Raw genomic sequence first — 12,937 nt, 5'->3', positions numbered from 1 at the left:
CGACGAGATTCACCAGCGCATGGGCGGTCAGCTGGAGATCGCGCTGTTCGACAAGACGGTGAGCAATCCTGAGGCGCACATCTCCCAAGCCGTGGAACGATTCACTCGCATGGCGCCCGATGTCGGCTTGAGCATTCATGTCGACTCCATCAATGGCATCGAGCGCGGCCTGCTCGATGGCGCTTATCACGTGGGCGTCATGCCCACGCACCGTAGCTCTAAGACGCTGGCCTATACAGATCTATTCGGCGAGAACATGCTCATGTACTGCGGCGTGCGGCACCCGCTGTTCAACGCCGACAATGCTTCGTTGACCTGGACCAAGGTTCGCAAACTGCCGTTTGCCGGGCTGGGATATCACTCGCCCAACATGGTGTTGAGTCATCGCACGCGCCTGGAGCGGGCGGCCACCGGCTACGACCAGGAAGCGATTGCGACGCTGGTGCTGTCCGGCGCTTACTTGGGATTCTTACCCGATCATTACGCCGATAGTTTCGTCAAAGCTGGCCAGCTGCGTGCGGTGAATCCGCAACGGCTGCATTATTCGTGTCGCTTTGCTAGCGTGATTCGGCGCTCGCCTGCGCCCTCGCGGGTGGTGCGTGCGTTTGTGGAATGTTTGTTGAGTGCTCACGGAGTCGAATCGAAGTGAAACTTCAAGATGCTGTTTGTATCGTCACCGGCTCGGCCTCCGGCATCGGCGCGGCCTGTGCCATTGAGCTGGCTCGTCGGGGCTGTCGCACGGTCATCAACTACAGCAAGAGCAAGGACGCTGCCGAAGAAACCGTGAAGGCCTGTCAGGCAGCCGGCAGCGATGCCATCGCCGTGCAAGCGGACGTCTCGCAAGATGCTGACTGTCTCCGCTTGGTCGAAACCACGCTGGCGAAGTGGGGTCAGGTCAACGGCCTCGTCAATAACGCCGGCACCACCAAGTTCGCTCATCACGCCGATCTCGACGCGTTGAGCAGCGACGATTTCCTGCGCATCTACTCGACGAACGTGGTCGGTGCTTATCAAATGATTCGTGCCGTCACGCCGACGATGAAGAAGCAAGGTGAAGGCGCCATCGTCAACATGTCCTCCATCGCCGCGGTGACGGGCATCGGATCATCCGTGGCCTATGCAGCGTCCAAAGGCGCGTTGAACACCATGACGCTGTCGCTCGCTCGCGTGCTGGCACCGGAGATTCGCGTCAACGGCATTTGCCCCGGCTTTGTCGATACCGCCTGGTTACGGCAAGGGCTGGGGGATCGTTACGCCAACACCAAGGCGTCTTATGAGAAACGCGCGCCTCTACAAAAAGTCAGCACCCCCGAAGACGTTGCCGACACGGTGATCTGGTTACTGACCGGCGCACGCTCCGTGACCGGCGAATTCATCATCGTCGATGGTGGCTTCCATCTCGGCGGCGCTCCGTCGAAGGCTCGGTGACGGGCGGTAAGGTCAGTTAAACCAATCACTTAAAGGAACTGCGGAGTCGGGGATTCGCTGCAGGCCTTGATTGCCAGCGATGTTATTACTATTGTAATAACTCGATAGGGTAGGCCCTTCCAATGGCCCGGCGAGGTGAAGTCATGGTGGCGCTCAAAATCCGCAAGGTGGGAAATTCGCTTGGACTGGTGCTTCCGAAGGAAGTGATCAGTCGGCTGCGCACCGGTGAGGGGCAGGATGTGTTCCTGGTCGAGGGGCCGAACAACACCTATCGCATTACACCGTTCGATCCGGCCTTCGAGAAGAAGATGGAAAAGGCCGAGGAGATCATGGCGCGCTACAAGAATACGCTCCATGTGCTCGCTAAATGACCGAGCCCATTTGGATCGAGGCTGATCGTGCATTAGCGATCCACGAACAGCTACTCGTCGAGCATGGCGGCGGCGAGGGTGTGCGCGACAACTCACTGCTTCAGTCCGCGCTGGGCAGGCCGCTGAATCACATCAGTTACGCCAACTCCGACATCATCGAACTTGCAGCGAAATACACGGCCGGTATCGTAAAGAATCATCCATTCGTTGACGGTAACAAGCGCACCGGTTTTGTGCTTGGTGTGCTGTTTCTCGAACTCAACGGTTACCGCTTCACCGCCAGCGAGGAAGCTGCAGCACAGGCCATCCTCGAGCTGGCTGCTGGCGCGCTCGATGAAAACGGATTCTGTGAGTTTCTTCGGGCCAATGCGACCCGACGCAAGTAACGGGCGTCGCTATAGATCCCTGAGTGCGACGGCCACAGGCACTCGTGCGGCGCGCACGGCAGGAAACAGGCCGCTGAGCAGACCGATGCCGCATGCCCAGGCGATTCCTAGAAGCACCAGCATTGGATCTAGAGAGGGCTGAGCGATGACGCGACCGGCGCCGAGCTTGGTCGAGAGAATGGAGCCGTCGAAGGCCAGCCAAACTACGAACGTTCCGAGTAGCGCTCCAACGATTGCGAGCAGCGTCACTTCGATGAGTACCGAGCCGACGACAGCGCTGCCGCCGAAGCCTATCGCGCGAAGTGTTGCAATTTCCTTGGAGCGCGCGGCGATGGATGAATACATGGTGTTGGCCGCACCGAACATGGCCCCGAGCGCCATGATGCTGCTGGCGATATAGGCCACGAAATGCCACGCCTTGGCAATCGGCTCCGACTGAATGCGGTAGTACTCCTGCTCGCGCATCACACTAACCGATAGCGCCGGATTGACGGTCAACGAGTCTCGAAACGTCGTGAACGCCGACGCCTCTGCAAGCTGTACATACACAGCGTTGTAGCCATTGCGTTGATGAGTGGAGAGGAGCGTCTCGGCATCGCCGAACAGCTCCGATTCGCGCGCGCTGTTGGCTGCATTGAAGCGGCCGACGATCGGCCACTTGGCGCCGCGGATGGTGAGGGAGTCCCCGACTTTCAACGAGCGATATTTGCCGCTTACTGACGATCCCACCAGTAACTCCTGCGTTCCGGAGCGGGGCGCACGTCCCTCCACGATCTTGATCTCCCATCGAAATGCCGTTGTCTGCATCGTTGCGCCACGAATCACAATCTGTGTTCGTGCATTGGTCTCTAAGTCACGCACGGGAACGATGAATAGCGCCTCGGCCGAAACAGCAGCATTCCCGTCGACTGTGCGCAGTCCGGGTGCCGACTGAATCAGTCTGACCGCCTCGCGCGACAAGGCGCTCGAGCCTTCGCTCGATGCGCCCTGGCTGAGTACCAAGGCGCGAGCGGGATCGCCCGCGCCCTGGATGGACTTCATCAATGTGCCGGATATGGCTAGAACGGAGAGCAACACTGCAACTACACCGGCGACGCCAGCAATCACGACCAGCGAAGCCCCGATTCGCTGATCGATGGATCGTGCGCTCAGTTCCACGAGAACAACCAGTTGGCGAAGCGGTCGCATGTTTGTTAGCTGCTGTGCGAACGTATTTCAGGGGCGCCGAAGCGCTTCGACGATCGAAAGCCGGTGCGCGAGCAGGGCTGGCGCTGCGGCACTGACGAGCGCGGTCGCGAGTGCGATAGCGGCGCCTTGGGCGATCACTGGTAGCGGCATGCCGATTCGCTCGCTGCCGGCGTGCGGCGCTATGAGCGGAAATAGCGTGGTCGACAGCAGTAAGCCGGTACCGGCCCCGATAAGATAGATCAACCCCGACTCCGATATCACCAGCACCAGGATCGACTGATTCGAATACCCCACGGTCTTCAGTACCGCGAGTTCGGGAATTCGCTGGCGCACCGATTCCATCATCGTATTGCCAGTGACCAGCAGCAACGTGAACAACGACGAGCCCACGATTGCTTTGACCAGCACATTGAAATCGATGGCCTGTTCCATGCCGGCCTGGGCCCATTCTCGGTCGCTTTGGGTGGCCGTAGGGGCGCTGGAGTTCGCGAATCGCTCGTCGATTGCATCGGCCACGGCCGCGTTGTGTTGCGGATCGCTGGTGGTAATCAAGAAGGCTTGAGCGGTCCCGTTGGCGGCAACGCGGCTGTCGTCCAGATAGTCATAGCGAAACCAAAGCTGATCTACCCAGAAGGGATCCTGCGTGTCGTAGAGTCCCACGACTTCGAATTCCCAGAGTGTGTTGCGGTCCTTTTTCATTACGCCGCTGCGGAAAGGAATGCGGTTGCCGAGCTTCCATCCGAATCGATTCGCCAGTGCGCGGTGAACTACGGCGCCGGACTTCGTGCGCGCGAAAGCATCCGCTTCAGCACCTGAGATCTGCATGATCTTCGAGCTGAGTAGCGGTGTTGCGTTGCTGTATGCGACGGCGGCGAGAGTGTTCTTGGGGTCTTGGTAGTAGCCGCGGAGTAGGACGGTCGCGGTCACCGTGGTGACACCGGCAATCTGACCGATTTGGTTGGCGTAAGAAATGGGGAGCGCTATGCCGGGCCCGCCCAGCCCTTGAACACGCATGCGATCGGCGGCGATGCGGTCAATGATCCCATCCAATGCCGTGGCCACTCCGTGCAGCAGACCGAATAGCGTGAAGGCAACGCTAATCGACAGGAGTGCGAGCACGGTGCGAAACGGTTTGCGCCAGAGTGCGGACCATATCAGTGGCCAATATTTCATCCTGAAAACTCAAAGAGCCGACTGCTCATTGTCAAGATTCGCGCGCGGTCAGTATGCCTAGGCGGTTTTGTGTCTGCAATGAACCCTGAGACTGCCGGATGTCTCTGGGAATCTCGGTTAACATACCCACCTCGTTCACGCCGCTGAGGCCATACGCCATGCGTTGCTCGATTCCCGCCGTCGTTGCTGCAGTCTTGTGTCATTGGCTGCCTGGCGCTGCCGCCGCTGAAGAGTTACCGAAGGCGGAGCAGCTGGCCGCCTGGTCGGCGCGCTTTGCGCCGGTGGAAGTCAAGGTCGATCTGGCGGGTCTGCCAAAGCAGGAGAGGGCGGCGCTGACGAAGCTGGTGGAAGCGTCCCGCTATGTCGACGCGTTGTTCATGCGTCAGCGCTCCGCAGGGAACGATGCTTTGTTATTCCAACTGCTGTCGGACCGCAGCGCGCTGGGCAAGGCACGGCTGGATTATTTCCTGCTGAATAAAGGACCCTGGTCAGAGCTCGACGAAGACAAACCTTTCCTGCCGGGCATCGGCGCCAAGTCTCAGAGCGCTAACTTCTATCCGGCGAACGCGACCCGCGAACAGGTCGACGCGTGGATGCAAGGACTGCCTCAAGCACAGAAGACCGACGCCACCGGTTTCTTCACTACGATTCGGCGCGGCGGCGATGGTAAGTTCGTCGCTGTGCCTTACTCGCTCGAGTATCAAGGCGAGTTGATGCAGATGTCGCGTCTGTTACGCGAGGCCGCGGCACTCACGCAGCAGCCGACGTTGAAATCGTTCTTGGAGAAGCGCGCTGACGCTTTCATCTCCAATGATTATTACGCCAGCGACGTGGCCTGGATGGAACTGGATGCCTCCATCGAGCCCACCATCGGGCCCTACGAAGTCTATGAAGATGAATGGTTCAACTTCAAAGCGGCCTACGAATCGTTCATCACCCTGACCGACACGGCCGAGACCGACAAGCTGAAGCGCTTCAGTTCGCAGCTGCAGGCTCTGGAAGATCACCTGCCCATCGACAGCAAGTTCCGTAAGCCCAAGATCGGCGGCTACTCGCCTATCCGCGTGGTGAATGTCGTGTTTTCGGCGGGCGATGCCAATCATGGCGTGCAGACGGCCGCATTCAACTTGCCGAACGACGAGCGAGTGGTCGCGGAGAAGGGCTCCAAACGCGTGCTGCTGAAAAACTTCCAGCAAGCCAAGTTCGACAAAGTGCTGATCCCGATTTCGAACGTGGCCTTGGCGCCGCAGGATGAGTCATTGGTGTCGTTCGACGCGTTCTTCACTCACATCTTGATGCACGAACTGATGCATGGCCTCGGTCCGCAGACCATTGTCATCGACGGTCGTCAGAGCACGGTGCGCCAGGAGCTGAAAGAGTTGAACGGGCCGCTGGAGGAAGCCAAGGCCGATGTGTCCGGACTCTGGGCTCTACAGTATTTGATGGACACGGGCTTCTTGGACAAGAAGCAAGAACGGAACATGTACGTGACATTCCTGGCCTCGACCTTCCGCACGTTGCGCTTCGGCTTGAATGCCGCTCATGCCAAAGGCATGGCACTACAAGTGAACAGCCTGCTGGATGGCGGTGCGATTCGCGTCGACGCGCAAGGTCGCTTCACCGTCGATGTGCCCAAGGCCAAGCGGGCCGTCACGGCACTGACGCGACAGATCATGACGCTGCAAGCCCACGGCGACTATGCCGGCGTCAAAAGTTTGATGGAACGCATGGTCGTGGTGCGGCCCGAGGTTCAGCGCGTGCTGGATCGGCTCGGCCAAGTGCCAGTCGATATTGCTCCACAATTCGTTACGGCGAACTCGCTGGCGCAGCCGTAAACCCGCATCGGACTGCATGTTTCACTGAGGAACTCGCCTCGATGGAGGCCCGTTGCTGTTCTGCGTGAGCGAAAACTCACAAGGGAGCTGGCAACGATGTCTTCCAGACTTGCTGTGCGACCCGCAAATGATTGCCGCCGAGGATCATTTGTAAATGCTCGTCGCTGTAGCCCAGGGCCAGCAGTGCATCGACGATCCGAGGGATGCGTTCGGGCTCGACCATGTCGATGCTACCCGAGTAGCCTTCCTCGGGCGGAAACAAATGCGGATTGGCATTCAAGAAATCATCGAGCTCCTGCGAGTCGAACACATAGTCCAGCGCTAGTCCGACGTGTGCTGGGCCGACCAATTGCACTACATAGTCGATATGGCGCACGAAGGTTTCCGTGGAAGTGTCGTTCTTCCCCAGAAATGCTCCTATGCCATTGATGCCGACTACGCCGCCGGTGCGTGCGCAAGCTTGAATCTGCGCGTCGGAGATATTGCGCTTGTGCTGCCACACGCCCAGGGGATTGGAGTGCGAAAAGATCACCGGTCGAGTGGCGCGCTCCAAGACTTCTAACGACGTGCGTGCGCCGGTGTGGCTACAGCACACCACCATGCCCACGCGTTCCATTTCTGCGAGCACTTGCCGGCCGAATTCCGTGAGGCCGCGATCTGCATCCTGGCAACCGCCGCCGAGGGCGTTGTCCTGGTTGTATGCAATCAACATCCAACGCACGCCGAGTCGGTAATAAGTCTCGACGCGTGACAGATCCGAGTCCAACGCCGAGCCGCCTTCGATATCGAACGCAATGCCGAGCCGGTCGCTGTGCCGAGCACGTTCGATGTCGGCGACGGTTTCTATTTGCAAGTACTCGGCGGGTCGAGCCTTGATCCAGGCGCGGAAGGCTTCGAGCATGGCGAAGTTGGTCTGCCAGGGCACGCCGTCGAACCCCACGTTCAAGGTGACCACATTGACGCCGGATTGCCGATAGCGTTGCAGCTGCGGCAGAAAGCGGTCGTCCTCCGGCCGCAATGGCATGCAGCCGTGGTTGTCCCAAACCAGAGCGTCGGCGAGGAGTTGCCGGCCGCGCGCCGTAGAGATTATGTCGGAGGCGAGTGTGCTCATGCGCGGAAGGCTACTCCAAACATACGTGTATGTGAAACTCGTGGCGCGACGGATGCGCCTGTACTGTGCCGATTTGAGCCGGCGTTACTCAGCGCTGCACCTGACCTTGTTCGTGAAAATCCACACGCGCATGCTCGCGAACGTCCATCAACAGCAACGAGCAAGGGGGAGATCATCATGACCAAGCTAATGTTCTGTGCACTCCTGACCGTCGTGGCCATGGCCAGCAGCCCGGCCAGAGCGGGGGAAGCGGCGGCCGATCCGGTGGTGGGCACCTGGAAGCTCAATGTTTCTAAATCCACCTTCACGTCCGGCCCGGCATTGAAGGACCAGACCCGAACTTATTCTCAGTCCGGCCCGAGTATTTCACTGGTGATGAAGACGGTGGCGGCCGATGGTTCGGCGGCCACCAGTCGCACGACCTATCAACTCGATGGCAAGGACTACCCAGTGATGGGCAGCGCCGACTATGACAGCCTATCGGCGCGCCAGATCGACAGTCACACTGCCGAGTTCACTTTGAAAAAAGGCGGCAAGGCCATCGGCACTACCAGTCGTAAAGTGTCCAAGGATGGCAAAACGCTGGTGTCGGAAATGAAGGTGACGGCGGCTCAGGGCGGCCCTGCCGACAGCACGCTGGTGTTCGACAAACAATAGACGCTGTCTCCGGCGACCCGCGCGCTGAACAAGTTCGTGGGTCGCTTCGGGCGGAGGTCACGCCTCCGGCGTGGGAGCGCTGGGCGTTTTCTTCAGCGCGTATTCTCGCCACAAGATGATCAATCCTGAGATCACCACCAGTGGCGCGCCGATCCACACTGAGGTGGATGGGATTTCGGCGAATACCAAATAGCCGATCGCCACCATCAGAATCATGTTGCTGTAATCCAGCGGCGCGAGCGCTGAGGCTTGCGCGTATCGATACGAATATGTCATCAGCAGCTGACCGATGACGCCGAACAGGCCGGCCAACACGATGGTCAGCCATTGCATGGGGGTGGGTACCGCCCAGCCGTGAAAGATGGTCAGCGCCGAGCAGACCATGAAAGTCAGCGAGAAATAAAACGTGATGGTGAGCGCGTGCTCGCCCAGGCTCATGCTTCGCAGGAACACCATCGCGACGGCGGAGGTGATTGCCGCCGCCAAGGCCAACCACACGCCGAACGACGCGCCTTCCGCGAACGACAAGTGCGGACCGATCATGATGGACACGCCCAGGAAACCGATGCCCAGCGCCGTCCAGCGAAAGCGATGAATGCGTTCGCCGAGGAACACCATGGCCAGCAACGTGAGAAACATCGGCGCCGTGAAGGAGATCGCCGTGACATCGGCCAGCGGAATCAGGGTCAGCGCGGTGAACGAGCAAAACATGCTGACCGTTCCGGACAGCGAGCGCAGGGCATGCGAGCGCCAGTTACTGGTCCTGAGCAGATGCAGACGCTTGGTGTGCCAGGCGATGCCGGCCAGCACCAGTACAGAAATCGCGCCACGGGCAAACACAGTCTGGCCGGTGGGAATGTCCTGGCCGAGCAGTTTTACGCACAACATCATGCCGGCGAACAGCAGGATGGAGGCCAGCTTCAGAGCGATACCGAGAACGGGGCGATGATATGGAGAGGATGCGGCGTGCACGAGCGCGGTCGGTGGGCGGACGGGCGCTATCTTACATGTCCCAGGCGGATCCGAGGTAATATCACCCGATCCGTTCGTTAGCCGTTGCCAAACAATGTCCACTGCTCCCGAGATTGCGACTATCCGGCGCGCCACTGCCGAGGACGCTGAGTCCATGGCTGAGTTGGGCGGCGCCACGTTCGTCGAAACATTCGGTCATCTGTATCCGCCCGAAGACTTGCAGAATTTTCTGAAGAACAGTCACTCGGTGGAGGCCTGGAGTCGCACGCTGGCGGATCCCCAGCGCGCCATCTGGGTGGTCGAACATCGCAACGGTCGGAAGATCGGCTTCCTGGTGGTCGGCGCTTGCAAGCTGCCGGTGGAACAACTGGAAGCCACGGCCGGGGAAATCCAGCAACTGTACGTGCTGTCCGAGTTTCACAACCTGAAGCTGGGCGGGCAGTTGATGAGCCTGGGGCTCGACTGGCTGGCCTCGCAGGGCCGTGCGCCGTTGTATATCGGCGTGTGGTCGGAGAACTATGGCGCGCAGCGCTTCTATGGGCGCTATGGATTCAACAAATGCGGTGAGTATGGCTTCAAGGTGGGGAAGACCATCGACCGGGAATTCATTCTGAAGCGCTGAGCTCGATCAGCAGGACTTCTGCCGGCTCGGCGGCGTTGAGCTCCACAGCGGATGGCACGCTGTCGAGGACGGCGCAATCTTCCGATTCCAGCGAGACGGCGTCGCATTGAACCGAGCCGCGCTGACAAAACACGATGATGGTGCCGTGGCTCGGCGGTAGACGGAGCTGACCATCCACAGTGATTCTGCGCACCGAGTGCCGGAATCGGCCGCGACGGCTCATCACGTTGAGATCGACGATGGCGCCGTCGACCAAGTCCGCGCTGGCGGGGGCTTCGCCATCGAAGCTGTAGGGATCGGAGTTTTCCAGCAGCAGCGCGGTCGGTTCGGTGCCCACCTGCAGCCGAATGCCGGCGCCGCGAATCACGCTCAACGTTCTGTCGATTGCTGTAAACACCGAGAACGGCCCGTCGCTGGCCACGGTTGCCAGGCTGACGCGCCAATCGAGCGTGTCCAAGGTCGCACCGGGCGGTGAGACCAGGATTTCGCGAGTCTCGCCGCCGCCGTTCTTCCACGGCATGCGGCGGTACTCGTTGGCGCGAAGCACTCGCATCGTGCTGTTAGCCCAAGCTCGGCAGATCCAAACCCATCTTGTGCGCATGATCGATGGCGGACTCGTAGCCTGCGTCCGCATGTCGCATCACACCGCTGGCCGGGTCGTTCCACAGCACTCGACCGATGCGCTCAGCAGCCGCTGGCGTGCCATCGCAAACGATGACCATGCCGGCATGCTGAGAGAAACCCATGCCGACGCCGCCGCCGTGATGTAGCGACACCCACGTCGCGCCGGACGCAGTGTTGAGCAGGGCATTCAACAACGGCCAATCCGACACTGCATCCGAGCCGTCCTGCATGGCTTCAGTCTCGCGGTTCGGCGAAGCAACCGAGCCCGAGTCCAGATGATCGCGGCCGATGACCACTGGCGCACTCAGCTCGCCGGAAGCAACCATTTCATTGAACGCCAGGCCGAGCCGATGACGCTCGCCCAACCCGACCCAGCAAATGCGCGCCGGCAAGCCTTGAAACTTGATGCGGGCTCGCGCCATGTCGAGCCAGTTGTGCAAATGTTTGTTATCGGGCAACAGCTCTTTGACCTTGGCGTCGGTCTTGTAGATGTCTTCCGGGTCGCCGGACAACGCAGCCCAACGGAACGGTCCGACACCGCGGCAGAACAGCGGCCGGATGTACGCGGGTACGAAGCCGGGGAAAGCGAAGGCATCGGTCACGCCGCGATCCAACGCGACCTGGCGAATGTTGTTGCCGTAGTCGAAGGTGGGAATGCCCAGCCGATGAAATTCGAGCATGGCCTGCACATGACCTGCCATCGATTGTTTGGCTGCTTCGGCGACGGCCGCCGGATTGGCAGTACGCTCGGAATCCCAACGCTCCACCGACCAGCCGCCCGGCAAGTAACCGTTGATCGGGTCGTGCGCCGATGTTTGGTCCGTAACGGCATGCGGGCGTACACCACGACGCACCAGCTCTGGCAGCACTTCACAAGCATTGCCTCGCAAGGCCACCGAACGGGCCTTGCCAGATTTGGTTGCTTCGTCGATGAGCTGTAATGCTTCGTCGAGGTCCTTCGCGCAGACATCCACGTAGCCAGTGCGCAAACGAAAATCGATGCTGGATTGGCGACACTCGATCGCCAGGCAGCTGGCACCCGCCATGGTCGCGGCCAACGGCTGTGCGCCACCCATGCCACCGAGGCCTGCCGTCAAAATCCATTTGCCGTTGAGGCTGCCGCCGTAATGACGACGGCCCAGCTCGACAAACGTTTCGTACGTGCCTTGCACGATGCCTTGCGAGCCGATGTAGATCCACGAGCCGGCCGTCATCTGGCCGAACATCATGAGGCCGCGACGATCCAGTTCGTTGAAGTGTTCCCAGTTGGCCCAGTGCGGCACCAGATTCGAGTTGGCCAGCAACACGCGCGGTGCATCGGCGTGCGTGCGAAACACACCGACCGGTTTGCCGGATTGAATCAACAAGGTTTGATCGTTCTCGAGTCGCTTGAGCGTCGCGACGATCCGATCATAACTTTCCCAATCGCGCGCGGCGCGGCCGATGCCGCCGTACACGACCAGCTCACTCGGCCGCTCGGCCACGTCCGGATCCAGATTGTTCATCAGCATTCGCAGCGGCGCTTCGGTTTGCCAGCTGCGTGCTGAGAGTTTCTGACCGCGGGGAGCGCGGATCACGCGCGATGTGTCGACTCGTGACATGGTGATTTCCTGAATCGGGTTATGCGAGTGCGAAGGACAGGCAGCGCTGCAGGATCTGGCGCAGAACGTCGCTCAATGGCTGCGCGTACGATGCTTCGAACGCAGGAGGCCAGTTGCCTTCGACCAGATCGCCGGCGGGCTCGCGCAAGTAGCCGCGAGTTGCCAGCTCCATTTGGATTCCGTGGACGCGGCGCTCCGGCTGACCGAAGTGGCGCGTGATGTAGCCGCCTTTGAAGCGACCGTTACTAACGACACTGAACTCAGACGCCGAACAAGTGGCATGCACAGCGTCAGCCAGTTCGGGCGCGCACGATTTGCCGTCATTGGTGCCGATGTTGAACTGAGGCAGCGAGCCATCGAACAGGCGCGGCACCACCGAGCGAATCGAATGGCAGTCGTAGATCACGACTCGTGGGTGTTGGCTCGATAGCCGGTCGATCTCAGTGGTGAGGGCGGCGTGGTACGGATCGAAGTACTGCCTGCGGCGATTGGCAATCTCGCCTGCATCGGGCCCAGTGCCGTTCTTGTAGAGCGGTTCGCCGTCGAACGTGGTGGTGGGGCACAACTCCGTCGTGGCCTGGCCCGGGTACAGCGACTTGCCGGAAGGATCGCGATTCACGTCGATCACGGTGCGGCTCACGTCGGTCCAAATCATCGACGCACCGAGCTCGCGAGCAAAGCTATACAGCAGCGGCACATGCCAATCTGCATCCTTACGCGCAAGCCATGGCGACACGAGTTGCGAATCCAAGCCACGCAAGTCCGTCCCGGCATGAGGAACGCTCAATAGCAGCGGAGCGCTGCCACGTTCTACATGTAGCCAGGACGGTTGCGTGCTCACGCCTCAGCTCCGCAGAGATTCGGCAGCTGCACGCCGGCCGCGTTGGCAATGGCGGCGCTGCTTACTAGAGCGATGGCGGCCTTGATATCGGGGTGCATGTAACGATCGTCTTCGAGCTTGTGCACCTC

General features: G+C 60.2%; 14 protein-coding genes. 7 read left to right on the top strand and 7 right to left on the bottom strand.

The window, feature by feature from the left end; translation table 11 throughout:
* From JNL55_RS09175 to JNL55_RS09160, 4 genes are all read left to right on the top strand, one after another.
* Nucleotides 1-649: substrate-binding domain-containing protein (locus JNL55_RS09175; protein ID WP_293852286.1), on the top strand; the 649-nt coding region annotated here is incomplete at its 5' end.
* On the top strand, nucleotides 646-1,428 hold the full coding sequence (locus JNL55_RS09170; protein WP_293852284.1) for an SDR family NAD(P)-dependent oxidoreductase: 783 nt from the start codon (nucleotides 646-648) through the stop codon (nucleotides 1,426-1,428). The genes JNL55_RS09175 and JNL55_RS09170, both read left to right, overlap by 4 nt.
* A gap of 143 nt (nucleotides 1,429-1,571) precedes the next feature.
* On the top strand, nucleotides 1,572-1,799 hold the full coding sequence (locus tag JNL55_RS09165) for an AbrB/MazE/SpoVT family DNA-binding domain-containing protein (protein WP_293852282.1): 228 nt from the start codon (nucleotides 1,572-1,574) through the stop codon (nucleotides 1,797-1,799).
* Complete coding sequence (locus tag JNL55_RS09160) at nucleotides 1,796-2,185, top strand: type II toxin-antitoxin system death-on-curing family toxin (RefSeq protein WP_293852280.1); 390 nt, start codon at nucleotides 1,796-1,798, stop codon at nucleotides 2,183-2,185. Before JNL55_RS09165 ends, JNL55_RS09160 begins: the two co-directional genes overlap by 4 nt.
* A gap of 9 nt (nucleotides 2,186-2,194) precedes the next feature.
* On the opposite strand, the gene JNL55_RS09155 is transcribed toward JNL55_RS09160, so the two are convergent.
* Together JNL55_RS09155 and JNL55_RS09150 are read right to left on the bottom strand one after the other, a co-directional pair.
* The gene (locus JNL55_RS09155) at nucleotides 2,195-3,343 is read right to left on the bottom strand and encodes an ABC transporter permease (protein ID WP_293852279.1); all 1,149 of its coding nucleotides are present in this window, start codon (nucleotides 3,341-3,343) and stop codon (nucleotides 2,195-2,197) included.
* Between the two features lie 57 nt (nucleotides 3,344-3,400).
* Complete coding sequence (locus JNL55_RS09150; protein ID WP_293852277.1) at nucleotides 3,401-4,492, bottom strand: ABC transporter permease; 1,092 nt, start codon at nucleotides 4,490-4,492, stop codon at nucleotides 3,401-3,403.
* Between the two features lie 212 nt (nucleotides 4,493-4,704).
* On the opposite strand from JNL55_RS09150, the gene JNL55_RS09145 reads away from it, so the two are divergent.
* A complete protein-coding gene (locus JNL55_RS09145; protein ID WP_293852276.1) occupies nucleotides 4,705-6,381 on the top strand; it encodes a dipeptidyl-peptidase 3 family protein in 1,677 nt (558 codons plus the stop codon).
* A gap of 76 nt (nucleotides 6,382-6,457) precedes the next feature.
* On the opposite strand, the gene JNL55_RS09140 is transcribed toward JNL55_RS09145, so the two are convergent.
* Nucleotides 6,458-7,492: a dipeptidase gene (locus tag JNL55_RS09140; protein WP_293852274.1), complete on the bottom strand. Its 1,035-nt coding sequence runs from the start codon at nucleotides 7,490-7,492 to the stop codon at nucleotides 6,458-6,460.
* 177 nt (nucleotides 7,493-7,669) lie between these two features.
* On the opposite strand from JNL55_RS09140, the gene JNL55_RS09135 reads away from it, so the two are divergent.
* Nucleotides 7,670-8,149, top strand: coding sequence for a hypothetical protein (locus JNL55_RS09135; protein WP_293852272.1), 480 nt, complete (start codon nucleotides 7,670-7,672; stop codon nucleotides 8,147-8,149).
* A gap of 57 nt (nucleotides 8,150-8,206) precedes the next feature.
* Here JNL55_RS09135 and JNL55_RS09130 read toward each other — a convergent pair whose 3' ends face one another.
* Entirely contained in the window at nucleotides 8,207-9,121 is a 915-nt protein-coding gene (locus tag JNL55_RS09130; protein WP_293852270.1) for a DMT family transporter, read from the bottom strand.
* 94 nt (nucleotides 9,122-9,215) lie between these two features.
* Between JNL55_RS09130 and JNL55_RS09125 the strand changes: the two genes are divergently transcribed.
* Entirely contained in the window at nucleotides 9,216-9,743 is a 528-nt protein-coding gene (locus JNL55_RS09125; RefSeq protein ID WP_293852268.1) for a GNAT family N-acetyltransferase, read from the top strand.
* Here JNL55_RS09125 and JNL55_RS09120 read toward each other — a convergent pair.
* The 3 genes from JNL55_RS09120 to hutG are packed head-to-tail and all read right to left on the bottom strand — an operon-like array spanning nucleotide 9,727 to nucleotide 12,809.
* The gene (locus JNL55_RS09120) at nucleotides 9,727-10,296 is read right to left on the bottom strand and encodes a HutD family protein (RefSeq protein WP_293852266.1); all 570 of its coding nucleotides are present in this window, start codon (nucleotides 10,294-10,296) and stop codon (nucleotides 9,727-9,729) included. The genes JNL55_RS09125 and JNL55_RS09120 overlap by 17 nt on opposite strands.
* A 7-nt stretch (nucleotides 10,297-10,303) precedes the next feature.
* Nucleotides 10,304-11,968: a urocanate hydratase gene (gene hutU / locus JNL55_RS09115; RefSeq protein WP_293852264.1), complete on the bottom strand. Its 1,665-nt coding sequence runs from the start codon at nucleotides 11,966-11,968 to the stop codon at nucleotides 10,304-10,306.
* 19 nt (nucleotides 11,969-11,987) lie between these two features.
* A complete protein-coding gene (gene hutG, locus JNL55_RS09110; RefSeq protein ID WP_293852262.1) occupies nucleotides 11,988-12,809 on the bottom strand; it encodes an N-formylglutamate deformylase in 822 nt (273 codons plus the stop codon).
* Nucleotides 12,810-12,937: the final 128 nt, after the last annotated feature.

The sequence above is a fragment of the Steroidobacter sp. genome (assembly GCF_016790065.1).
Classification (GTDB): Bacteria; Pseudomonadota; Gammaproteobacteria; order Steroidobacterales; family Steroidobacteraceae; genus Steroidobacter.
The sequence above is the reverse complement of the archived record's forward strand: the minus strand, read 5'-3'. Positions and strand labels throughout refer to the sequence as shown.

Coding starts and splice junctions, on each gene's coding strand:
- JNL55_RS09165 (WP_293852282.1), top strand. CDS start 1,572: ATGGTGGCGCTCAAAATCCGCAAGGTGGGAAATTCGCTTGGACTGGTG.
- JNL55_RS09160 (WP_293852280.1), top strand. CDS start 1,796: ATGACCGAGCCCATTTGGATCGAGGCTGATCGTGCATTAGCGATCCAC.
- JNL55_RS09145 (WP_293852276.1), top strand. CDS start 4,705: ATGCGTTGCTCGATTCCCGCCGTCGTTGCTGCAGTCTTGTGTCATTGG.
- JNL55_RS09140 (WP_293852274.1), bottom strand. CDS start 7,492: ATGAGCACACTCGCCTCCGACATAATCTCTACGGCGCGCGGCCGGCAA.
- JNL55_RS09135 (WP_293852272.1), top strand. CDS start 7,670: ATGACCAAGCTAATGTTCTGTGCACTCCTGACCGTCGTGGCCATGGCC.
- JNL55_RS09125 (WP_293852268.1), top strand. CDS start 9,216: ATGTCCACTGCTCCCGAGATTGCGACTATCCGGCGCGCCACTGCCGAG.
- JNL55_RS09120 (WP_293852266.1), bottom strand. CDS start 10,296: ATGCGAGTGCTTCGCGCCAACGAGTACCGCCGCATGCCGTGGAAGAAC.
- hutU (WP_293852264.1), bottom strand. CDS start 11,968: ATGTCACGAGTCGACACATCGCGCGTGATCCGCGCTCCCCGCGGTCAG.